The organism is Aerococcus sp. Group 2 (assembly GCF_905125285.1).
In the GTDB taxonomy this organism is placed as follows: Bacteria; Bacillota; Bacilli; order Lactobacillales; family Aerococcaceae; genus Aerococcus; species Aerococcus urinae_E.
In genome coordinates, this window is the sequence record NZ_CAJHPA010000004.1 from 144,272 (window position 1) to 165,866 (window position 21,595).

The 21,595-nt window shown below is 43.8% G+C and carries 21 protein-coding genes; 8 read left to right on the forward strand and 13 right to left on the reverse strand.

All coding sequences use genetic code 11. The features are described from left to right. Positions 1-63: 63 nt before the first annotated feature. The gene (gene pdxS, locus JFU01_RS06795; protein ID WP_064292754.1) at positions 64-939 is read left to right on the forward strand and encodes a pyridoxal 5'-phosphate synthase lyase subunit PdxS; all 876 of its coding nucleotides are present in this window, start codon (positions 64-66) and stop codon (positions 937-939) included. 1 nt (position 940) lies between these two features. Further along, positions 941-1,525 (forward strand): pyridoxal 5'-phosphate synthase glutaminase subunit PdxT, encoded by a 585-nt coding sequence (pdxT, locus tag JFU01_RS06800; protein ID WP_195856359.1) that lies wholly within the window; start codon positions 941-943, stop codon positions 1,523-1,525. A gap of 61 nt (positions 1,526-1,586) precedes the next feature. Here pdxT and JFU01_RS06805 read toward each other — a convergent pair whose 3' ends face one another. The 4 genes from JFU01_RS06805 to JFU01_RS06820 all read right to left on the reverse strand — a co-directional run bounded on the left by JFU01_RS06805 (position 1,587) and on the right by JFU01_RS06820 (position 4,966). Continuing rightward, a complete protein-coding gene (locus JFU01_RS06805) occupies positions 1,587-2,093 on the reverse strand; it encodes a threonine/serine exporter family protein (protein WP_195856360.1) in 507 nt (168 codons plus the stop codon). Positions 2,094-2,107: 14 nt separating this feature from the next. Next, on the reverse strand, positions 2,108-2,872 hold the full coding sequence (locus JFU01_RS06810; protein WP_064292118.1) for a threonine/serine exporter family protein: 765 nt from the start codon (positions 2,870-2,872) through the stop codon (positions 2,108-2,110). 452 nt (positions 2,873-3,324) lie between these two features. Beyond that, positions 3,325-4,197, reverse strand: a complete 873-nt coding sequence (locus tag JFU01_RS06815; protein WP_195856361.1) for a DUF975 family protein — start codon at positions 4,195-4,197, stop codon at positions 3,325-3,327. A 217-nt stretch (positions 4,198-4,414) separates the two neighbouring features. After that, positions 4,415-4,966 carry an NADPH-dependent FMN reductase gene (locus JFU01_RS06820; protein WP_195856362.1) on the reverse strand — a complete coding sequence of 184 codons (552 nt, stop codon included), beginning with the start codon at positions 4,964-4,966 and terminating at the stop codon, positions 4,415-4,417. A 225-nt stretch (positions 4,967-5,191) separates the two neighbouring features. Between JFU01_RS06820 and JFU01_RS06825 the strand changes: the two genes are divergently transcribed. The 5 genes from JFU01_RS06825 (at position 5,192) to JFU01_RS06845 (ending at position 10,978) form a co-directional block, all read left to right on the forward strand. Then, positions 5,192-6,481 (forward strand): Y-family DNA polymerase, encoded by a 1,290-nt coding sequence (locus JFU01_RS06825; protein WP_195856363.1) that lies wholly within the window; start codon positions 5,192-5,194, stop codon positions 6,479-6,481. Positions 6,482-6,578: 97 nt separating this feature from the next. Next, positions 6,579-6,821 carry an LPXTG cell wall anchor domain-containing protein gene (locus JFU01_RS06830; protein WP_195856364.1) on the forward strand — a complete coding sequence of 81 codons (243 nt, stop codon included), beginning with the start codon at positions 6,579-6,581 and terminating at the stop codon, positions 6,819-6,821. 438 nt (positions 6,822-7,259) lie between these two features. Next, a complete protein-coding gene (locus tag JFU01_RS06835) occupies positions 7,260-8,099 on the forward strand; it encodes a MetQ/NlpA family ABC transporter substrate-binding protein (RefSeq protein WP_195856365.1) in 840 nt (279 codons plus the stop codon). A gap of 57 nt (positions 8,100-8,156) precedes the next feature. Then, the gene (locus JFU01_RS06840) at positions 8,157-9,371 is read left to right on the forward strand and encodes a M20 family metallopeptidase (protein WP_195856366.1); all 1,215 of its coding nucleotides are present in this window, start codon (positions 8,157-8,159) and stop codon (positions 9,369-9,371) included. Positions 9,372-10,084: 713 nt separating this feature from the next. Beyond that, positions 10,085-10,978 carry a DMT family transporter gene (locus JFU01_RS06845; RefSeq protein WP_195856367.1) on the forward strand — a complete coding sequence of 298 codons (894 nt, stop codon included), beginning with the start codon at positions 10,085-10,087 and terminating at the stop codon, positions 10,976-10,978. Positions 10,979-11,068: 90 nt separating this feature from the next. Here the strand turns inward: JFU01_RS06845 and JFU01_RS06850 are convergent, their stop codons facing one another. From JFU01_RS06850 to mvk, 7 genes are all read right to left on the reverse strand, one after another. After that, positions 11,069-11,911, reverse strand: a complete 843-nt coding sequence (locus JFU01_RS06850; protein WP_195856368.1) for a patatin-like phospholipase family protein — start codon at positions 11,909-11,911, stop codon at positions 11,069-11,071. A gap of 182 nt (positions 11,912-12,093) precedes the next feature. After that, positions 12,094-12,654 (reverse strand): serine O-acetyltransferase EpsC, encoded by a 561-nt coding sequence (gene epsC, locus JFU01_RS06855; RefSeq protein ID WP_442778705.1) that lies wholly within the window; start codon positions 12,652-12,654, stop codon positions 12,094-12,096. Between the two features lie 115 nt (positions 12,655-12,769). Then, positions 12,770-13,687, reverse strand: a complete 918-nt coding sequence (gene cysK, locus JFU01_RS06860; protein WP_064292135.1) for a cysteine synthase A — start codon at positions 13,685-13,687, stop codon at positions 12,770-12,772. Between the two features lie 230 nt (positions 13,688-13,917). Beyond that, on the reverse strand, positions 13,918-14,967 hold the full coding sequence (fni, locus tag JFU01_RS06865) for a type 2 isopentenyl-diphosphate Delta-isomerase (RefSeq protein ID WP_195856370.1): 1,050 nt from the start codon (positions 14,965-14,967) through the stop codon (positions 13,918-13,920). A gap of 64 nt (positions 14,968-15,031) precedes the next feature. Further along, positions 15,032-16,153: a phosphomevalonate kinase gene (locus tag JFU01_RS06870; RefSeq protein ID WP_195856371.1), complete on the reverse strand. Its 1,122-nt coding sequence runs from the start codon at positions 16,151-16,153 to the stop codon at positions 15,032-15,034. Further along, entirely contained in the window at positions 16,154-17,398 is a 1,245-nt protein-coding gene (gene mvaD, locus JFU01_RS06875) for a diphosphomevalonate decarboxylase (protein WP_195856372.1), read from the reverse strand. It lies immediately after the preceding gene. 3 nt (positions 17,399-17,401) lie between these two features. After that, positions 17,402-18,376 (reverse strand): mevalonate kinase, encoded by a 975-nt coding sequence (gene mvk / locus JFU01_RS06880; RefSeq protein WP_070559789.1) that lies wholly within the window; start codon positions 18,374-18,376, stop codon positions 17,402-17,404. A gap of 259 nt (positions 18,377-18,635) precedes the next feature. On the opposite strand from mvk, the gene guaA reads away from it, so the two are divergent. Next, positions 18,636-20,186: a glutamine-hydrolyzing GMP synthase gene (gene guaA / locus JFU01_RS06885; protein WP_198434213.1), complete on the forward strand. Its 1,551-nt coding sequence runs from the start codon at positions 18,636-18,638 to the stop codon at positions 20,184-20,186. Positions 20,187-20,459: 273 nt separating this feature from the next. Here guaA and JFU01_RS06890 read toward each other — a convergent pair whose 3' ends face one another. Together JFU01_RS06890 and JFU01_RS06895 are read right to left on the reverse strand one after the other, a co-directional pair. Next, the gene (locus tag JFU01_RS06890) at positions 20,460-20,690 is read right to left on the reverse strand and encodes a hypothetical protein (protein WP_195856373.1); all 231 of its coding nucleotides are present in this window, start codon (positions 20,688-20,690) and stop codon (positions 20,460-20,462) included. A gap of 29 nt (positions 20,691-20,719) precedes the next feature. Continuing rightward, a complete protein-coding gene (locus JFU01_RS06895; RefSeq protein WP_195856374.1) occupies positions 20,720-21,244 on the reverse strand; it encodes a hypothetical protein in 525 nt (174 codons plus the stop codon). Between the last annotated feature and the right edge of the window lie 351 nt (positions 21,245-21,595).

A 21,595-nucleotide genomic window follows, 5' to 3' on the forward strand; every position in this document is an offset into this window, starting at 1 on the left:
GACCACTTTTGAATTATGATATAGCTTAACAAGCGACAAGCAACAAATCAAGGAGGTCATTACATGACAAAGACACAATATGAACTAAACCAAGCCCTGGCCCAGATGCTAAAGGGTGGGGTAATTATGGATGTTACCACACCAGAACAAGCCCGCATTGCCGAAGCTGCTGGAGCTGCAGCAGTCATGGCCTTAGAACGGATTCCTGCTGACATTCGGGCGGCCGGTGGCGTTTCGCGGATGAGTGATCCTAAGATGATCAAGGGTATCCAAGAGGCAGTATCGATTCCGGTTATGGCTAAGGTACGGATTGGTCACTTTGTTGAAGCCCAAATTCTAGAAGCTATTGAGATTGACTATATTGATGAATCAGAAGTTCTTTCGCCTGCTGATGACGTTTACCATATTGATAAGACCGCCTTCAAGGTGCCTTTTGTTTGTGGGGCCCGTGACCTAGGAGAAGCCCTACGACGGATTGAAGAAGGGGCCTCCATGATTCGAACCAAGGGGGAACCAGGAACAGGCGACGTGGTCCAAGCGGTCCGTCACTTACGAAAGATCAATGCTCAAATCCGCCAAGTAGCTTCCTTATCACCAGACGAGCTTTATGAAGCCGCAAAACAACTGAAAGTCCCTTATCACTTAGTTCAATATGTCCACGAACATGGCAAACTGCCTGTGGTTAACTTCTCTGCCGGTGGGGTGGCAACACCAGCCGATGCCGCTTTAATGATGCAATTAGGGGCGGAAGGAGTCTTTGTGGGTTCAGGAATCTTCAAATCAGGAGACCCAGCTAAGCGGGCTGCTGCCATCGTTCAAGCTGTGACCAACTACCAAGATGCCCAATTAATTGCCCACTTATCTGAAGACTTGGGAGAAGCCATGGTGGGGATCAATCCAAGTGAAATTCAAATCATTATGGAAGAGCGAGGTCAGTAAGATGACCATCGCTGTACTCGCCCTCCAAGGGGCTTTCATTGAGCATGAGAATATCCTCCGCCAGCTGGGAGCCCAAGTAAAAGAGATTCGTCAACTCAAAGACTTGGATGATATTGATGGTCTCGTCCTACCCGGAGGAGAAAGTACGGTCCAGGGGCAATTGCTGGAAAAGTTAGGCCTATTAGAACCCGTGCGTCAGTTGATCCAAGATGGCCTACCAACCCTAGCCACCTGTGCTGGCTTAATTCTCCTGGCTGATCACATAGCCAATGATCCCAACCGTTACCTAGGAACCCTACCCGTGACGGTGAAGCGGAATGCCTACGGTCGTCAACTGGGTAGTTTTGCCACTCAAAGTCAAGTGGGTCCTCTTAGTGACTACCCGGCAGTCTTTATCCGGGCACCTTATGTTGCTGACTATGGTCCAGAAGTTGAAGTCCTCTCACAAGTGGATGGTAAGGTGGTGGGTGTTGAATATGAAAATCAAATTGGTCTAGCATTTCATCCCGAGCTTACCCAGGATTACCGGATCCACCAGTACTTTCTTCAAAAAGTGGAAGATTTCAAGCATGCAGCCATAAAATAAGAAAAAATCAGTGCTCACAGTGGCACTGATTTTTTTGATGACTAGCGATTTAATTGAAGAATTAAGACTTAGCTATTTTCATTTTTTCGGCCTTTTCTTTGGCCGCTTTTTTCTTTAAACGCCGGCGAGCCCGTTCTTGGCGTTGGCGGCGGATCTGTTGTTCAGCCAGGTTAACAAACATAAAGCCAAAAACAATGGCTCCGGAAACCTTGAAAACGTCCATCAGGTAGGAAACACTTAACTGATAATTGCCTTGCACGGCATAACGGATAAAGAGATAGGCCGCATTACCTGGAACCAAGGGCAAAATAGCGGGGGTATTCAAAATAATCACCGGTAAACGCAGCTTGCGCGAGAGGTAAATATAGATAATCCCAATAACAATAGCCGCCATGAAGTTAGCAACAATTAAGTCACCAAACCAGGACATAAAGAAGTAATAAGTCATCCAACCACTGGCTCCCGTTAAGCCGCAATAAAGCAAGGCCCGCTTAGGGACGTTAATAATGGTGGAAAAGGCGACCGTCCCAAAAAAGGACAAGGCAAACTGTTCAATAATGGTAAACATGGCTGAACTCCTTTCTAACCTAACCATTGCAAGGTGAGGGCAATACCGACACCGAGTACAATGGCAATTAAGATGGCGTTAACCGCTTGAACCATGCCCGAAATTAACTGCCGGGCAAAGAGGTCACGGAGGGCGCCAGTAATGGCCAGTCCAGGAAGGAGAGGCATGATACAGCCCGTGATCAAGGAGTCCAGGTTATTGACCAGGCCTAGGCGGTTTAGGGACAGGGCTAAAAAGCCGATGACGGTAGTCGCAAAAAAGTCACTGAGGAAGGTAATTTCAAATTCTACCTTGCAGTATTCAGAAATAGCAAAACCAATGATGGCAATGGCAAAGGCAAAACCAATATCCCAGTAGTTGGTTGAGTCAATCATTAGCATAAAGGCAGCACTGGCGGCGCCCGCAGCTAATAATTGCACACTAAAGGGGAAGGTTTTTTCTTGCTTATCAACGGCCTGGAGCGCCTGATAGAGTTCTTCTAGGTTAAGTTTTCCTTCGGCGTAAGAGCGGGAAAGTTGGTTGGTGTCATCAATTTTCGCTAAGTCGGTGGAGGTCTTTTTGACTAAGACCATTTGCATGTCTGAGTGCTTATTTAAGCTCATAAAGACGGCCGTGTTGGTGACATAGGAGGCGGTATCGAAACGGTGGCTGTTTTGGGCGATCCGCTGCATAGTATCTTCGACCCGGTAGGATTCGGAACCTGATTCCATCATGATCTTACCGGCCAGTAAACAAGTGGATAAAAGTAAGTGGTTTTGTTCTTCGCTGATGGCTGCCATAGTAATCTCCTTCCTGGATAATTTGTGCCAGTCATTTACTCTCATTCTAGCATAGAAGGACTTTTGATAAGCTTATTTAGACAATAACTAGTAAAAAATTCTTCATCCAATAATAAGCATTCGTTCTGCTTTTGAAATCTAGTCGTTGAAATATAGAGGGTCAATAACGGCTAAAGCCGTTTTGTACTTTATCCGTAAGTCACTGATGTTCCAACGGTTAAAGCAGCATCGGCTCAGACTAAGGTTCCTCACCTAGCGAGCTTCATATGGCTTGCTTGTTCATGGCTAAGAACTGATTTCAAAGCGCCACTACTGCTTACCGCTAGATGACTAATAAATATTGCTAAATAACTTGTCAACAAGAATAAAAATTAAAGATTCCATACAAAACAAAAAGTGACCCCTAAATTAGTGAGTCACTTAGGCATATTATTTTATTTTGATGTCTAAATCTATTCAAATTGGCCTTCGATAATACCGCGTTCTTGTTCGAGCCGGGCTTGGTAGAAGACTGCAGCGGCTACTTTCGAACGCAGTCCGTAGTAAACAGAAACGAACACGATGAAGAGGGCGACAGCAAAGAAGAGGACTAACCCTAAGAAATTGAGTCCTGAACCATAGCTTGTGTCGACAGAGACGATAACCCCAAAACTCACAACGAGGGAGATGAAAATGAGCAGATAGGCGATCCACTTATAGCTAAGCATCAAGCAGAAATATCTCCAGCGGTTGCCTCTCATTAAGCCCCAACTGGTCTTGATGACTTGGAAGGCGCCCATCTCAGGTTCTTCCTTTAACAAAATAGGGGTCATAGCTAAACTAATATTGACCCAATAAGCAATTAAGCCGATTAAAAGTCCCCCACCAACCAGGACAACTATGAGCCAGGCATCGTCAGAGCCAAAGACTAGGGCGGCGAAAACGAGGAGGGCAAAGGCTGTTAGAAAAGAGATTAGCCAAATCACAATAATATTGACGATTTGCGCTAAGAGGCTGGTCCAAGCATTATGCCAGAAATTCTTCTTAAAAGGTCGGAACACACTCAAAGCTTGGTAGGGCCTACGGTTTTTCGCTGCGTCGACCAAGCCCCAAGTCATCCCATAGCTCAGCAGGGCAAAGACCAGGGTAGAAATCAAGGTGTTGACCAAATCAATGGAATTCTCGGAGAATTGAAAACGGGCAAAGGTAAAGTCAGTAATTGATGCAATGGCAGAACTAAGAATCACAATAATAGCAAAGTCAGCCAGTAAGAACTTGAGACTTTTTGGGGTAATTTCCTTTTCTGATTGACGGATCGCCCGGTTAGGAAGCGCTAATTTATCCATAATAAACTCCTTTCCTGAGTTTAAGTGACTAATAATTTTTCTTAAGTCTAGGATAACACAGCAGACTTTATTTAAAAATGAAAAAAATGAAGTTCCTCAAGTCATTAAATAGCGAATCGCTTGACTATTTTATACAAAGTGAAGCATTAAAAAAGGGCCGTGACTTTCATATGGTCACGGCCCGTTGTCGATATTTTATCTGGTTAAAGTTTTAGGCTTAAACGAATTTTGCGGCAAATTCAGCAAAGGATTTACCAGCGTTAGCTAAGAATTCTTGGGTATCTTCGGCAGTGATTTCACCGTTTTCACCGATGAAGTTTGCGGAGTTACCAATGTAGAGTTCAGGTTGTTGCATCACTGGCATATCTAAGAAGACTAAGGATTGACGGAGAGTGTGGTTAGCAATAGCCCCACCAATTCCTGCTGGTGATTGAGAAGCAACAAGAGCTGGTTTACCTTCCCAAACACTGGAACCGTATGGACGAGAACCTAAGTCAATGGCGTTCTTCAAGCTTGCTGGAACGCTACGGTTGTGTTCTGGGGTAACGAAGATGATAGCGTCTTGGGCTTTTACTTCTTCACGGAAACGCGTATATTCTTTAGGTTGTTCTGGTGCTTCGTCATAGTCTTGGCTATAGAGGGGAAGGTCAGCGGTTTCGATGAAGGTGACTTCTGCATCTTCAGGTAAACCTTTTACGATTCCTTTAGCAATCGCTTCTGAAAATGAGTTCTTACGAATTGAACCTAAAACAACACCATATTTAGTCATTATAATATCTCCTACTTTCGTTTTTTATTTTTTAAATTTCTAACTACACTACCTAGTTTAACCACTAAGAAAGCCAATGACAAATTTTATGCTCACAAAAAGTAAGTACTTTTAATAAGTGGCTAAAAGTTAGCTTTAGTAATCCACTTGACAAATAGAACATATGTTCGTAAAATGAAGAAAAGTTGTTCAAGCAGTCACTGAATCAGTTAGAGGATAATAGTTATGAAACGCTACAATTATGATTTTGATTATAGTAGAGAACCTAAACACGATGTCCTATGCATCGATATGAAGTCTTTTTTCGCTAGTGTGGAATGTGTGGCCCGGCAACTGGACCCCTTGACAGCAGAATTAGTCGTCATGTCACGGGGAGAAGCTAATGGCGGCCTGGTACTGGCTGCTACGCCAACAGTCAAGGCCAAGTATGGTTTGAAAACCGGGTCGCGGCTCTTTGAATTTCCCCGCCACCACAATATTCAAATTGTCCCTCCCAATATGAGCCAATATATTGAAATTAATCTTGATATTAATGAGATTTTTTTGAACTACGTCGCCCCAGAAGATCTCCATATCTATAGTATTGACGAGAGTTTCTTGGATGTTTCTTATAGTCACAAGTTATTTGGTAGTAATGAAGCCATTGCCCAAAAAATCCAAGCCGATGTCTACCAGGCCTTTGGAATTACCGCCACGGTAGGGATTGGTGATAACCCGCTCTTGGCTAAACTGTGTCTGGACAATTCAGCCAAGAAAACTCCGCCTTATATTGATTACTGGTCCTATGAATCGATCCCCGAAACGCTTTGGAAGATTGACCCACTGAGGGATTTCTGGGGGATTGCCAAGGGCTTAGAGCGGCGGCTCAACCAATTAGGGGTCTATACTGTGGAAGAATTAGCCCATGCCGATGTTTACCTCCTGCAAAAGCGATTAGGGATTATTGGTGTTGAACTCTTTGAACATGCTAACGGGATTGATCACAGCATTATCCGTGACAAATATGTGCCTTCCTCGCGGTCTTTTGGTAAGAGTCAAATCCTTCAGCGCGATTATACTGACCCAGGTCAAGTGGCTATTATCATTCGCGAGATGGGCAATGATATCGCGGCCCGCTTACGCCAACACCATTTACTCGCTGGCCAAGTCTCTCTGTCAATCGGGTATTCCCACGAGGTGGTTGAGCGTGGCTTCCGCCATCAAGTCCCCATTGATCCCACTGACCGTCCTGAAGACCTCAATGCCGCCTGGGTGGAACTCTTTCGTTTGTACTATGAGGATAAGCAGCCCATCCGTCAAATCGCCCTCAGTGCTAGTAAATTTCAAGAAAAGGTGGGCATTCAACTTAGTCTCTTTGAAGACCCGGACCGCACCTTGCAGAAAGAACGTCTCTATGACACCATGCAAAAAATCCACGACCACTATGGCCCTAGCTCGCTCTTCTATGCCAATAGTTTGGTGGAAGGGGCGACTGGCTTAGAGCGCAATAAGCTGATCGGCGGCCACCAGGCTTAAGTTGCGATCGAAAAGTCAGCAGGATAGTTATGAATTTGGTGTAAGTCTCATTTTTGCTATAATGGGTTTAGAAAATGAGAGAGAGAGGAAGATTCTGATGAAAAATACAAAGATCATGTTAAAAATAAGTAACAATTTGCCGGCTTACTTCTTAAGTCTTTTCAGTGCCTTAGTGGTATTCTTACTAGGTGATGGGACTAGTGTACTAGCGGGAACCTATTACAGTCAAAGCTTGCCACAAACTGGGGCCCAAGTGACTCGAACAGCCCTAATTGTCGGTATCGTCTTACTGATTGTGGGCGGATTTTTCTTCTTCCGTAACCGTAAAAACAAGAAATAGGGCTCATCCTAATCTAGCTATCGATAAAAACGAACACTAGTGATGATAAACCAGTATCAGGCGAACACTTGCTAAGGAGCGATTCCTGGTGATAGACTAAGTGCATAGTTAATTATCCATAAAATCATCCGTTGATAAGGAGAGTAAGTGTTAGCCACTTTGAAGAGAGGTTCCGTTTGGTGAGAGGAACTAGGTGAAAGGCGCTGAAGATGGCCTTTGAGGATATCTTGTCAATAAGTAGACAAGGTCGGCTGGGCTCGGTCGATAGCAGGAGCACTAGTCTAGACAGTTAAGGTCTCGGCTAGGTTGAGGGAGTTGCTACAATGATATCCAATAGTAGGACTCTGAACAAAAGGTGGTAACACGATACGTCGTCCTTTGCTATTCAAGTGAATAGTAAGGGACTTTTTTTATGGAAAATATTAGGAGGTCTTTATAATGAAGAAATGGCAAAAAGTATTGGTAACAAGTGCATTAAGTATTCTCGCCTTAGCAGGTTGTGGGTCTAATAGTGGCAGTGGCAGTGAAGGCAAGCAAGAAACCACAGTCAAACTGGGGGTGGTTGGGGATGATACTCGCGACTGGGATACCGTCCAAGAACGTCTCAAAGGTGAGGGGCTTAACTTGGAATACGTCAAATTCTCTGACTATAACCAACCTAATAAGGCCTTGGAAGAGGGGGAAGTTGACCTCAATGCCTTCCAACACCAAGTTTTCTTAGATAAATTCAATGAACAATTCGGCACGGACTTAGTCTCCATTGGGAATACCGTAGTGGCACCATTAGGGATCTACTCCCATAAGATTAAAGACCTGTCAGAATTACAAGACGGGGCCACCGTGTCGATTCCTAACGACGTGACCAATGGGGGCCGGGCTATTATCCTCTTAGAGTCAGCTGGCCTCATTGAAGTGGATGACGCTGCTGGGATTACTCCAACAGTGGATGACATTACTTCAAATCCTAAAAAGCTAAAGATTGAAGAAATGGATGCTGCTCAAACCCCACGGACCTTAAATGATGTGGATATTGCTCTCATTAACAGTGGTTATGCTGTGGATGCCGGCTTAGCACCCCAAGACGCTATTTTCAAAGAACCGGTCGATGAACGGTCTAAACCTTATGTGAATATTGTGGTAGCCCGTCAAGAAGATAAGGATAACCCAACCTATAAGAAGGTTGTTGATACCTACCAAACCGACGAAACTGAACAAGTGATTAAGGATAAATCCAACGGGGCCAATGTTGCTGCTTGGAAACTATTTGGCCGCAATTAGACCTTAACCACACCCTAGCAAAAAACGAAACCATCACATGGAGAGGAAGTATGTCAAATGACCGCTACCGATAAAAAAGCCCTACAAGAAACCATTAAAAACTATGTCAAAGACAATTTAGCCACTTACCAAGACAATGCCCTAAAAATCCACGCCAACCCGGAAACCAGTAACCATGAATACTTTGCCCAAGAGGTTTTAACTAAGCAGTTGGAAAAGGAAGGCTTTACGGTGAAAAAAGACGTCGCTGGTCATCCCACTGGCTTCGATGCCCGCTATAAGAGCGACAAGGAAGGGCCGACTCTGGTTTACTTGGCTGAATTTGACGCCTTACCCGACATTGGCCATGGCTGTGGCCACAACCTCTTTGGTAATTATTCCAGCCTGGCCGCAGCGGCCTTGAAGCAGGTCGTCGACCAAGTCGGCGGTGAAATTCGGGTCTACGGGACGCCTGGTGAAGAAGGTGGGGAGAACGGCTCAGCCAAGGAAAGTTTCGTCCGCGAAGGCTTCTTGGATGATGTCGATGCGGCTCTCTGTGTGCATCCTGGTGGTGACACCAGTCCTAGTGGCCACTTATACGCTAATGATCCTGTCGATATTGAATTCTTTGGCAAGTCAGCGCATGCTACTGCTAACCCAGAAGACGGGATCTCAGCGCTGGAACCACTAATCCTGACCTTTAACGGGATCGATGCTCTCCGCCTTCACCTCCACGATGATGTCAGCATCCACGGGGTGATCCTTGACGGCGGCAAGGCGGCTAATGTGATTCCGGATTACTGCCGGGGGCGTTTCTATATTCGTGCTTATAACCGCCATACGCTCGACCAAGTCAGAGAGAGAGTCCAAAAAATTGCTGAAGGAGCTGCCCATGCTACCGGTGCCCAACTGAAGTTTGGCCTCTTCCAAAATAAGGTCGATGACATGATCATAACGCCTTCCTTTGATGAGATTTTCTTCAGTCATGCTGACGAAGTGGGCTTGGATTTAGATACGGTTAAGGAGCCAGATAGCCAAGCCCATGGCTCATCCGACGTAGGCAATATTTCTTATGTGGTACCTACCATCCAACCCTTCCTAGCCATTTCTGAAGAACCCGTACCCGGCCACTCAACAGAACTAGTGGCCGCAGCGAAGTCAGCCAAGGGGCTCGATTCCATCCGTATTGCTGCCACTTTACTGGCCTTAACCGGCTTAGATTTAATTCTTGATCCTGATAAATTAGCCCAAATCAAGGAGGACCACCAAGTAGCCCTAGCTAAGGGCAACTAGGCAGGTCAGACTTTATAAATAGATTCAGTTAACACTAAATACAAGAACCTCCTAAGCTCTTATCTTAGTTAATCGCTAAGTTAAGGGCTTTTTTTCTTGGAAAATTGGTCAAAATAATTTTAATTCTAAGACTTGATAAAAACTAATGGGAAACCTTTATAGGTCTGGATAATTCCTGATATTGGTTAAAAATACAAATAAAGAACAATATTTTAAAATAATGTTCTTTTTACTGAAAAACAATATACTAAAGCGTATAAAAACTTAAAATTGCTTTATTTTTAGAAAACTAATGTAGAAGGCTAATCGTTTTCTCCAAAAAAGTCTACCAGTGGTCGCTTTTGAATACACGGCTCATCGACCGGATTTAGTTTATGAGGGACAGATCTTTGCTACAGATGAAGTGAATGCCATGGCCGATACGATAAAATCCCCACAAAAAGAAGATACACTTAGTTCAGAATAGTCTAACAGTTCACACTATGAAGAAGCCTTTAACGCAAGTCCTTCTAAACTTTGAGCAACTGGCTTTTTTAGTCAAGCTTGATCGAAAATAGAAAAGAGTTTTTAGAAAAACTGCCAAGTTCTCATTGAATTTACTTATAAGATAATTTATATTCTTAAGGGAGTAAAAAATTAATATTAGTTAGGTATGTTAATTATAGTTTTTATTATTATTAATCAACTTAACTAATAAAGATGAGAGGTTATTTATGCATATTAAAAGCGGGATTAGAAAACGAGCCATTATTACCACGATTTTAGCCTGTAGTTCCTGGGGGCTAGGAGGCGTTTTGAGTCAGCACCTGATGCAGACCTATAATATGATGCCTTTGCAGCTGACCATGTATCGGATGTTGACGGCAGGGATCTCGATTTTCCTCTTCCTGGCATATAAGCGAAAATTACCCTTTGATAAATTAAAAAAGGATAAAAGGTCTTTACTACAAATGGCAATATTTGGGATTTGTGGGATAGTTTTTAACCAGTTTTCCTATTTGATGACTATTCATTATAGTAATTCCGGGATGGCGACTATCCTTCAATTTATCGGGCCAATTTTTTTACTGGTTTATTATTGCTTGGTTGGTAGGCGTTGGCCGATTAGAAGGGAAGTTGTGGCCCTCTTATTTACCATTATCGGGGTCTTTCTCTTGGTCACTCATGGTCAGTTAGGCCACTTTATTTTATCCAAAGAGGCCTTTTTCTGGGGATTGATGTCGGCAATAGGCCTAGCACTCCTCAATGTCCTTCCTTTAAAGGTCATTGATCACTATGGATCTTTACCGGTTACGGGAATTGGCATGCTATTTGGTGGAATTTTCTTGATATTTTTTAATTTTGAGCACCTAGTCCCACCAGAACTTTCCCTTCACTTTTTAGCTTGGTTTACCTTAACCATTATTGTAGGGACCATTGTTCCTTATATTTTCTATCTTTCCAGCGTTACCTTTATTGGCCCCTTAGCTGCTTCTCTAATTGGTTCGGTAGAGCCCTTAACAGCAACGATTTTATCGGTGATGCTACTAGGCGAAAGTTTTGCCTTGATCGATTATTTGGGCATGGCCTTTATTCTGTTGACGGTCTTCCTAACCGCCCATGAATAAGGCAATCAATTTAGCAAATGCCGAACAAAAAAGCATGGTCAAGCTTCATCTCAGGAATGACTGAGATAGAATGCTAACCATGCTTTTTATTTAAGCTAAGTAATTTTTCAGAGCGGCTACTTGTTTTTCGGCGACTTCAACCCCGTGGTCGTAGGTGGCTTGTAAGCGATCGGGATCACGTTCCAAACGTTTGACTTCAAGAGGGTGGGCAGGTTGCAGGACAAAGGCTTGGTTATTTTTGGCTAATTTCTCCACGTCAGCGACTTGTTGATTGTACATGGAGGGTCTGTTTTCAATGGTTTTGACTAAATGTGGGTATTTTTTGCCATAGACTTTTTTCGCAAGGAAATTATTCTTGTCTTCCTTGCGGTAGCCATAAGGTTGGGTTAGAACGATAATCAATCGGTCGACTCCTAAGGACTGCATGAAGCGATAGGGGATGGAATCAGCTAAACCACCGTCTAAATATTTCTCGCCATGGATTGGAACCATTTTAGAAACGAAGGGCATAGACCCACTGGCCCTCAAGACATCAATTTGCTCTTTGGCATTGTCAATCAAGGGATACTCAGCCTGACCTGTTTCCACATTGGTAACCACCGCATAAAAATCGCTGGGACTGGCTTCATAAGCCTCCTCGTCAAAGGGATCGAGTTCAAAGGGGACTTGATGGTAGGCAAAATCAGTAGAGACCATATTTCCAGTTTTTAACCAGTTGCTTAGGCTGATATAGCGCTTATCTTTGATATATTTCTTGTTATAACGCAGGGCCCGACCACTTTGTTGGGAGGGATAGTTGACGCCATAGAGGGCGCCTGCTGATACTCCAACAATCTGGTCAACCTGGATTCCTTCCGCTAGAAAAACATCCAATACTCCAGCGGAAAACAAGGCCCGCATACCGCCACCTTCAAGAACAAGTCCAACAGTCAAAATGCCCACATTCCTTTCTGCAAATCTTGATAATGATCTCTATTTTAACATAAGCTTTTTTCTTAAGAGTCTATAAGTGCTTACCCATAAGAATGAATAAACAAAAACAGCTTATCAGCCATGAAACGATGTCTTAGTTAGGGGAGTGATTCATGACGAGATAAGCTGTTTGAATGCTTTAATTAGATGACATAGTCACCAATACGGTTCCAGTTTTTATCATGGAGGATAATCCGCGCTGGCATACCAACTGCCGTCGCATAGGGTGGCACATCTTCTAGGACAACCGCATTAGCCCCAATTTTACTATGGTGGCCAATGGTAATATTGCCTAATAGTTTGGCACCCGCTCCAATTTCAACATGGTCTTGGATAGTGGGGTGGCGTTTGCAGCCTTTTTCAGTACCAACACCACCTAAAGTAACACCGTGAAAGAGCTTGACATTATCACTAATCACAGCGGTTTCACCGATTACCACGCCCATGCCATGGTCTATAAAGATCGTATCACTGAGTTTGGCTCCTGGGTGAATTTCAATCCCAGTTTCTTTTCTGGCTTCTTCAGCTAATTGGCGGGCTAGGTAGTAGTCCCCATTATTGTAATAGTGGTGGGCTTGTTCATGGGCTCGGAGCGCTTTAATGCTGGGGTAGAGGTCATAAACTTCTTGCCAGGAGTGGGCCGCGGGATCATTATCGTAGATGATCTTGGCTAAGCGGATCCACTTGTCTTCATTATCTTCCATCGATTCTAAGGTATCTCTTGTGAGTGAGGAGAGAGACATGCCAGGAACAGTTCGTGACTGAATTTTGATGGTTTTTTTCTCCATGTCAGAGGGAAGCTGATCTTGACCGCTTGCCTTATTCTCCGTCATTTGAGAATGCTCCGGTAGAGAGGTAACGTTCTCCTGTATCTGGGAGGACAGTCACGACATGTTTGCCAGGGCCAAGTTCTTTAGCGAGACGTTTTGCGGAAACATAGTTACCACCTGAAGAGAAACCAGCTAGGATACCGTATTCATGGGCTAAATGAACAGCCCCTTGGATAGCATCTTCGTTGGAGATGATGTCCACTTTGTCAAGGACATTTTGGTCTAAGATCTTAGGAATGAAGTTAGCACCAATCCCTTGAATCTTGTGTGATCCAGCTTTACCTTCGTTTAATAGTGGGGAGCCTTCTGGTTCAACACCCCAAACCACAGTGTTTTTGTCGTGGGCTTTTAAGGTTTTACCGACACCTGTTACGGTACCACCAGTACCAATACCAGCCACGAAGCCATCCACTTGGTCTAAGTCGGCTAAGATTTCTTTAGCGGTAGTTTCTTCATGGGCTTGAACGTTTTCATGACGGACAAATTGGCCAAAGATTGGAGCGTTCTTTTCTTTAGCAATTTCTGCTGCCTTTTCACCGGCACCTTTCATCCCTTCAGAGCCTGGGGTTAAGACCAGTTCAGCCCCGTAAGCTTGGATCAAGTTACGACGTTCAACCGACATGGTTTCTGGCATCACGATAATCACATGGAGACCAAAAGCGGCACCTAACATGGAAAGGGCAACCCCGGTATTTCCTGAGGTGGATTCAACAATCGTTCCGCCTTTTTCTAATTCGCCACTGTCGAGTAGGCTCTTAAGAATGTATTTAACGGGACGGTCTTTGACTGAACCCCCTGGGTTACGGGATTCTAACTTAACATAAATATCAGCAGAATCTTTGTCTTCATGTGCTAATTTAATAATTGGTGTATTACCAATTGCTTCAGAAATATTATTATAAACCATTTTAAAATTCCTCCTTAAGCTGTGGATAGAAAGATAAATTGTCACTTACTTTTTGTTAGCAAGTAGCTAATACTATTATAACGCATAATACTTCTTCTGCAAAGCTAACCACTTCAAAAGCTGGAAATAAATTACCAATCATTACTGATCGCTAGACTGGGCTATTAAAGGTCAATAAGACAAAAAAAGCCCTAACCATGAGGCTAGGGAGCGATTAGTTATTAACTCTATTAGCGGGAACGGTGGCTAAACTCTTGGTAGGGGATCTGGCGGGCTAAACACCAGTCTCTTACTGGTCCGGAAATAATTAAGTCGGTCTTTTCTAAGTCGCTAAGCGTTTGGCTATTGTTTAAGACCATGAGCATACGCACCTGGTCTTTGAATTCTTCTACCCAATCAATGGTTTCTTGAACGCCGTGATTGAGAACCAGGTGGAGGAATTGCCCACTCATCCCAACTGCTTTAGCCCCTAAGGCTAAGGACAGGACCACATGGAGTGGTGTTTTAACTCCACCAGAAGCGATGACATCGACTTGCTCTTTTAGACTTTGGGCTTCAAGTAAGGAGATTGCAGTACTTTGCCCCCATTGTGTCAGATAGTCCATATCCTTAAGACTGCGGCGCTCGTTCTCGATAGCGATGAAGTTGGTCCCTCCTCGGCCACTGACATCCACCGTCTTGACACCAAGTGAGAGGAGTTCTTCAATCGTTTCACGACTCATGCCAAAGCCAACTTCCTTGACCATGACAGGGCGGTCAACTCCTTCAACAATAGCTTGGATATTATCCTTAACCGCTTGGAAGTGACGGTCGCCTTCTGGCATGGCTAGTTCTTGAGGGGTATTGAGGTGGATGGCCAGGGCGTTAGCATCCGTAATTTCAAGGGCTTGTTTGGCTCCTGCTAGACCGTGATTCATGCCAATATTAGCGATGATGAAGCCTTGGGGGTTGATTTGGCGGACAATTTGGAAACTATCGGCTGTGTCAGGGTCTTTTATGGCTTGGGAGACTGATCCCGTTGCCATCATTAGGCCAGTTTCCCGGGCCACGGTGGCGAACTTTTCATTAATGGCCTTGGTCCATTCGCTTCCCCCAGTCATGGCATTTATAAAGAAAGGAAAGGGGAATTCTTGGCCGAAGAGCTGGGTATTGAGTTGGACTTGGTCAGCGTCAATATGGGGCAGGGAATGGTGGACAAAGCGGATGGCATCGAAATCGGTAGCGCTTTGAGCATACTGCCAATCGGCAAGCTTAATGTGGTCATCTTTACGATTCTTCATGGAATTCTCCTTTTAACTTAAGATTAAATGGGGCAATGGCTCCTATTTGTGAGAAGTGGTTGAATTACTGGATGAAGCTAGGGCACAGTCCCAAGTCGAGTTGGTGGATACCGGCTTCATGCCAAGCCTGGTCAATCTGCTCTCCAATGGCTGTTTCATCGCTAAAGGCAATGGCACAGTCCCCGCCACCTGCTCCGGAAACCTTACTCGTTCCTCCGGCAGCTCGGGCTAAATCAATAGCTGCCCTTAAATCGGTGGTTAAGTAAGGCTTTTGCCGGTGTTTGGTATAGTTATACAATAAATGACTGTTATAAGTTAAGGCCTTAGTGAAAACAAAGTAATCTTGGTCGATAATGGCTTGGCGGATTAGAATCACGCATTGTTGACTGGCGTAACGGAAATGGCGTTCGCTAAGTGAAAACTCATGGTTGTCTGTTTTTCTTGTTGACTTCCCCGCTAGCATGGCTTCGGTAGAACTCGGCTTTTCGGTCCAAGCCACATGGAGCTTCCAATCGGGAGATAGAGTCAGCGGTTCGATCATGAGACCATCCCAGTGCATCTGGATGAGGTCTAGGACTTTCATTCCTTCATGCTTGACTCTTTCCTTCAACCAAGTATGGTCAAAATTTTGGTAGTAGATGCAGCCCCCAAAAGCTGAAGCAGCCAAGTCGCCAAAGGAGCCCTTGAGGTCGATTTTGATTTGGGTGATAGCCCCTAGTTGGTAGAGGAGATAGGCAAAAGCCTTCTTAGAGTGGTCTTGGTCAACCTGGTAGAACTTAAGAATCGCTTCCAGGATAGCCATACTGACTGCAGCACTGGAGCCTAGGCCATATTTTTTCCCGTCAGGACTATCCAGGTCACTGGAGATTTTTAGGTCAATATTCTTAAAGGAATCCTCCACGCGACCGCTTTCCTGTAAATATTGGTAGGCTGTTTGGATCAAGGTCTTGACTAATAAGAATTGCTTAGGGATCCCACTGATCTCACCGTCATCACTAACTGTCCAGATAAAAGTTTCTTGGGCCTGGTTAGTCGATAAGCGCGACTCTGCTTGGTCAAGGGGGCGCAACTCGACGGTGACATAGGCGTCAACCGCTACTAATAAAGCCCCTTGAAAGGAGTGGACAATGGCATATTCACCAGCCAGATATAACTTTCCTGGGCGTTTACTAATAATGGTTTCCATTTACAATTCCTCCTGTGAATCATTAGGATCATGGGGGAGTGGATTCGATGGTCTAAAAAAGTTGTGAGGAGCAGAGTGATTAAAAATTTCTTCTAACTCTTCTTGCAGGGTGAGCTTTTGCTTGGCTAAACGTTTCATAAATTCTTCTTGGCTGTCTAAGCTGTCTTCACTTAATTCTTCATTTAGCAGTTCTAGCTTGTCGTCTTCGGCATCATGCTCCTGAAAAAAGGGCGCAGTCTTATTATTGCTGGTCTCATGAGCAGAATATTTCTCAATATATTGGATTCCTGGCCCCGGTTTGCTGGCAATTAGCCGGTCAGCTCCAAATTCAGGCGCCAAGGCATCGATAATGGCCTGAGATTGGGAAAAGGGACAGAGAATCTTCACATTAGGACCGGCGTCCATGGTGAAGTAGGCCTTATAGCCTTGTTGGCGTAGCCCTTTGACTGCTTCAATGGCCTTGAGTGATTCGGCTTCTAAATAGGTAAAGGCGGGGTCGGCCGATAGGGTAGTGGCGTGCATTAACATGGCGTGGTTTTCAGCTATTTCTCCCATCCAATCCAGGTCTCGAGCTTTAATAGCGGCTTTCATTTCTAGGAGTTTTTTCTCGCTAACCTGAGGCCATAATTGATAGAAGGGCGAGGTTGCAACCGTGTGCTTCATACCTCGTCGGGAACTGATGGCCTTCTTTTTGGTGTTTAAGGCCAGGACAACCATGCCCACATCCCAATTGGCATCATCGAAGGGGACAGCTTGGGAATCATGGTCGCCACTTCCCTTTTCCCATTCGACAAAGCCACCAAAAATGCTCCGGGTAGCTGAACCTGATCCGCGTCGGGCTAAGCGGGAGAGGGCAAGGGGATCCAGGTCTAATTGGAGGGCTTGGTTACAAGCGCCCGCTAAGGCCGCAAAGGCAGAAGCTGATGAGGCCAAGCCTGCTGCAGTGGGCACATGGTTGTAGGAAATGACTTCACAAGCCAAGTCTACCTGGGCCAATTGACGGAAGAGGTCAACAAAACGGCTAATCTTCTCAACTTCACTATTGTCTTGCCACTCACCATCGAGTTGGAAGCAGTCTTCCACGATATCCTTAGAGAAGCGGACCTGGGTTTCTGAATAAAAACGGTCCAAGGTTAAAGAGAGATTACTATTCATGGGTAGGATGAGTTCATCATCACGTTTGCCCCAATATTTAATTAGGGCGATATTGGTATGGGCTCGACAAATACCACGATATTTTTCCATAGTTTACTCCTTTTCACTTGTATTTGATTCACTTGAAAAAGGCATTAACCAGCTTTGACAGGCACTAGGACTATCCGCTAGGGCCTGGATGAGTTTTTCACCGCTTTGACGGTCAGGAACTAGGGCATAGTAGCAGCCCCCACCCCCGCCACCGGTTAATTTGGCAGCCACGGCTCCATGTTGGCGCATGTAATCAATTCCCCAGCTCAACTCTGGGCTGGAGACTTGGAGGGCAGCCAGGTCATGTTGGGCCGCATTAATTAAAGCAGCCAGTTTCTCTAAGGAAGGCTGCGGTGCTTTTAAGGCCTGGGTCAGGTCGGTGGTTAAAAGTCCCAGATGTTTAATGGTTTTTTGGGTAGCAATCTGCCGGCTAGCAAAGGGGCTTTCATAGGCATCCCGAACATTTTTCACGGTTTGCTTAGTATTTCCTGAAATCCCAGTGTCAGCAATCACTAGCCAATAGGGGGTATGGAAATGGAAGGGTTGGGCTGTTTCCCCCTTTTTGAAGTAGAGGGGTTGGTTATAGGCCGTAACCCGGGCATCAAGGCCACTAGGGGTCCCGTGACTAATGGTTTCGGCAAAGTCTGCATAATCGAGTAAGACTTCATTGGATAAATCTTTACCTAAGTAATTAAAAAAGGCACGGATAAAGGCTACGGATAAGGCCGCTGAGCTCCCTAAGCCACGTTCAACCGGAATATTACTATTCACCTTAATCAGGAAATGGTCATGACTGCTTAAGAAATCATGGCGGAGGCGGTTAAAGAGCCCCACCAAGGCGTCAAGTTTCTTGGGGGCTTCTTCAACGGGGCCTTCATAGATATCACTGAATAAGTAGGAATAATTACCAGCCGGTTCCAGCTTGACTTGGATGGTTACTGCTCGAAAGGGCAGGGCAATCGATGGCTGTCCATAGACCACACTGTGCTCCCCCATTAAAATTAATTTTCCATGTGATTTTCCGCAAATTTCGCGCATGATTTTCCCTCGTTTCCGGCATTTCTAATAGCCTTATCATACAATAAAAGCCCTAATTATAACAACTTGGAATTATCTCCTGCAGTATTTTAATAAATACTTTATAAAAAGACAAACCCGTTAAAGGATCTCTTCTTGCATCGGTTAAATAGATAGAAAAAGGAATAAATCCGAATTAAAGGAAAGGAATACTAGAATTATGTGCGCGTTTTTGATAAAATGAGAAAGAAATTATAAGGGAAGTGAGTGATAACTTAGGATGAAAGCCTTAAAGGACCTAGAAAAGATCATCGTTCTTGACTACGGCAGCCAGTACAACCAACTGATTACCCGCCGTATTCGTGAACTGGGAGTCTATTCTGAATTACAATCTCACCGGCAAACTGCTCAAGAAATTAAAGACCAGGGGCAGGTGAAGGGAATCATTCTTTCGGGAGGACCTAACTCAGTCTATGAAGAAGGCTCTTTCGATATTGACGAGGAAATTTTTAACTTAGGAATACCAGTTTTAGGAATTTGTTATGGGATGCAATTAATCACTAAGAAATTCGGTGGTGTGGTTGAAGCCTCTGACAAACGCGAATACGGTCAACAAGAAATGACCATTCAAAAGACCAATTCAAAAATCTTTAAAGATTTAGCTGAAAAAGAAACTGTCTTAATGAGTCATGGCGACCGTATTGCTGAGATCCCTGAAGGTTTTGAAATCACAGGTGTGGCCCCTCACAGCCCAGCTGCTGCTTTTGAAAACGAAGACGCCCAAGTTTATGGTTTCCAATACCATCCTGAAGTACGCTCATCCATCCATGGCCAACAAATGTTGAAAAACTTTGTCTATGAGATTTGTGGTTGCCAGGGAGACTGGACCATGGCTGACTTCATTGACATGCAAATTAAGAGCATTCGTGACCGTGTTGGTGATAAGAAAGTTCTACTCGGCCTCTCCGGTGGGGTAGACTCTTCCGTGGTTGGTGTCCTCTTACAAAAAGCTATCGGCGACCAATTGACCTGTATCTTTGTTGACCACGGTTTACTTCGTAAAGGCGAAGCTGACCAAGTGATGGAAACTCTAGGTGGCAAATTTGGCTTAAACATTATCAAAGCCGATGCCCAAGAACGCTTCTTAGGTAAATTAGCTGGCGTTTCTGATCCTGAAACTAAACGGAAGATTATTGGCCATGAATTTGTCGCTGTTTTCGATGACGAAGCGACCAAGTTAGATGGGATGGATTTCTTAGCCCAAGGGACCTTGTATACTGACGTGATTGAATCAGGTACCGAAACCGCTGAAACCATCAAGTCTCACCACAATGTTGGGGGACTACCTGAAGACATGCAATTTGAACTCATCGAGCCCCTCAACACCTTATTTAAGGATGAAGTGCGCGCTGTGGGAACGGAATTAGGCATGCCAGATAACATTGTTTGGCGCCAACCTTTCCCAGGTCCTGGTTTAGCTATTCGTGTGATTGGCGAAGTCACCAAGGAAAAACTTCACATTGTTCGTGAATCAGACGCCATTCTCCGTGAAGAAATCGCCAATGCTGGCCTCGACCGCGACATTTGGCAATACTTCACCGTTCTCCCTGGCTTTAAGTCAGTTGGGGTTATGGGCGACAAACGGACCTATGAATACACCATTGCTATCCGTGCCATTACCTCAGTGGATGGGATGACCGCGGATTGGGCGCGGATTCCATATGATGTTCTCGACCACATTAGCCGTCGCATCGTTAATGAAGTAGATGGCATTAACCGCGTGGTCTTAGATGTTACCTCTAAGCCACCAGCTACCGTGGAGTGGGAATAAAATTTCAAACCCTTTAAAAGCTTGATATAAAAGGCTTTTAAAGGGTCTTTTTATTCTTGTGATACCTTTTTGATACCATATACTAAAATATTATTTCTCATCTTTACTATATTAAATTTGTATATAAAAAACGCCCCAACATTGGTAGCGTTTTTCGAAAGTGTTGCTCCACTCTTGAGTCTGCAGTAAGCCCCAAAAGTTGAATTTTGAGTGTATGAGTGTAATTTATTTTGGAATTATAATCGTCAAACTTGAGAGAGTGGGGGTTCTTTATTAGAATATTAGAAATAGTGCAACGATTAATAATACAAGTGGAATGAGACATCCGGTTGTTGTTTTATTATAGACTTTGTTGTATGTAGCCCTCTTAGGATTTTTAATATAGCCTATTCCTTTTTTACCGTAACTGGGATTGACTGAGCTTTTAAGACTGCGTTTAACTTTTCCAGTTGTTCTTGCTTTAAATCGTTTCTTCATGCTTGGTTTTCTTGGACCAAATTTCATTGAAATCATCCTTTTAAAAATATTTCTTTCTATTTATTGAAAAATCTTTTAATATTTTCGAATTCTGCTGAAGTAGCCTTAAAAGGTATTTGCATGATCTCGCCATCGATAATACTTCTTAAATAAATGAGTCCTTTACCAGGTTTTTCCTCTTGTGTGGAAGTTGATTCATAGGATCCTTTTTTACTTCGACTTGCTCCAGCAGCAGCACCAATAATTCCACCTATTGGATTAATTGCGCTACCCACTAGTCCTCCCAAAAGGGCACTACCCGCACGTCCTTTTCTCTTTGTTTTTCCTTTAGTATGAGTAATGATTTCACTACCAGAAAAGTCGATATTTTCAAATATAAAACGAGGAGCCTCTTCACTGTAACGTCCAAAGTAATAATGACCAGTGATATCTTGACGAATAGTCTTATTACCAATTTTCATATACATTTCTTGATTTGCTTTCTTTTGAATAACTTTATAATCATCGTATTTATCCTTAGCAGTTTTAGCTAATTCCTTTGATTTCAAGCTCAGATTATTCATATTCTCTTTCCAGTCCATGAGTTTATTCTCCTTTCTGTAACTATCCTTTGCATTTATAGTATTTAATTAAATTTTGCACAATATCACTAGGTACTCTGAACTCTTCAGAAATATCATATATAGGCACTGTTTCTTTCCTTTTTTCTGCTTCTTACAGTAGATTTTACTATTTTTACAATATAACCAATTTACTCGAGAGTTAGTTTTAATTCTAACCATTCTATGTTTATATTATATAATTAAAGATTATTCAAAATAAATGTAATATAGTTTATAGATGGAGTATATATTACTTGTTTAATAATGATAGGAAAATGGAAGTAGAATGAATTACCACACCGAAGATTAATTTATAAAATTACTCGGCTG

Coding starts and splice junctions, on each gene's coding strand:
- pdxS (WP_064292754.1), top strand. CDS start 64: ATGACAAAGACACAATATGAACTAAACCAAGCCCTGGCCCAGATGCTA.
- pdxT (WP_195856359.1), top strand. CDS start 941: ATGACCATCGCTGTACTCGCCCTCCAAGGGGCTTTCATTGAGCATGAG.
- JFU01_RS06805 (WP_195856360.1), bottom strand. CDS start 2,093: ATGTTTACCATTATTGAACAGTTTGCCTTGTCCTTTTTTGGGACGGTC.
- JFU01_RS06810 (WP_064292118.1), bottom strand. CDS start 2,872: ATGGCAGCCATCAGCGAAGAACAAAACCACTTACTTTTATCCACTTGT.
- JFU01_RS06815 (WP_195856361.1), bottom strand. CDS start 4,197: ATGGATAAATTAGCGCTTCCTAACCGGGCGATCCGTCAATCAGAAAAG.
- JFU01_RS06820 (WP_195856362.1), bottom strand. CDS start 4,966: ATGACTAAATATGGTGTTGTTTTAGGTTCAATTCGTAAGAACTCATTT.
- JFU01_RS06825 (WP_195856363.1), top strand. CDS start 5,192: ATGAAACGCTACAATTATGATTTTGATTATAGTAGAGAACCTAAACAC.
- JFU01_RS06830 (WP_195856364.1), top strand. CDS start 6,579: ATGAAAAATACAAAGATCATGTTAAAAATAAGTAACAATTTGCCGGCT.
- JFU01_RS06835 (WP_195856365.1), top strand. CDS start 7,260: ATGAAGAAATGGCAAAAAGTATTGGTAACAAGTGCATTAAGTATTCTC.
- JFU01_RS06840 (WP_195856366.1), top strand. CDS start 8,157: ATGACCGCTACCGATAAAAAAGCCCTACAAGAAACCATTAAAAACTAT.
- JFU01_RS06845 (WP_195856367.1), top strand. CDS start 10,085: ATGCATATTAAAAGCGGGATTAGAAAACGAGCCATTATTACCACGATT.
- epsC (WP_442778705.1), bottom strand. CDS start 12,654: ATGGAAGATAATGAAGACAAGTGGATCCGCTTAGCCAAGATCATCTAC.
- cysK (WP_064292135.1), bottom strand. CDS start 13,687: ATGGTTTATAATAATATTTCTGAAGCAATTGGTAATACACCAATTATT.
- fni (WP_195856370.1), bottom strand. CDS start 14,967: ATGAAGAATCGTAAAGATGACCACATTAAGCTTGCCGATTGGCAGTAT.
- JFU01_RS06870 (WP_195856371.1), bottom strand. CDS start 16,153: ATGGAAACCATTATTAGTAAACGCCCAGGAAAGTTATATCTGGCTGGT.
- mvaD (WP_195856372.1), bottom strand. CDS start 17,398: ATGGAAAAATATCGTGGTATTTGTCGAGCCCATACCAATATCGCCCTA.
- mvk (WP_070559789.1), bottom strand. CDS start 18,376: ATGCGCGAAATTTGCGGAAAATCACATGGAAAATTAATTTTAATGGGG.
- guaA (WP_198434213.1), top strand. CDS start 18,636: ATGAAAGCCTTAAAGGACCTAGAAAAGATCATCGTTCTTGACTACGGC.
- JFU01_RS06890 (WP_195856373.1), bottom strand. CDS start 20,690: ATGAAATTTGGTCCAAGAAAACCAAGCATGAAGAAACGATTTAAAGCA.
- JFU01_RS06895 (WP_195856374.1), bottom strand. CDS start 21,244: ATGGACTGGAAAGAGAATATGAATAATCTGAGCTTGAAATCAAAGGAA.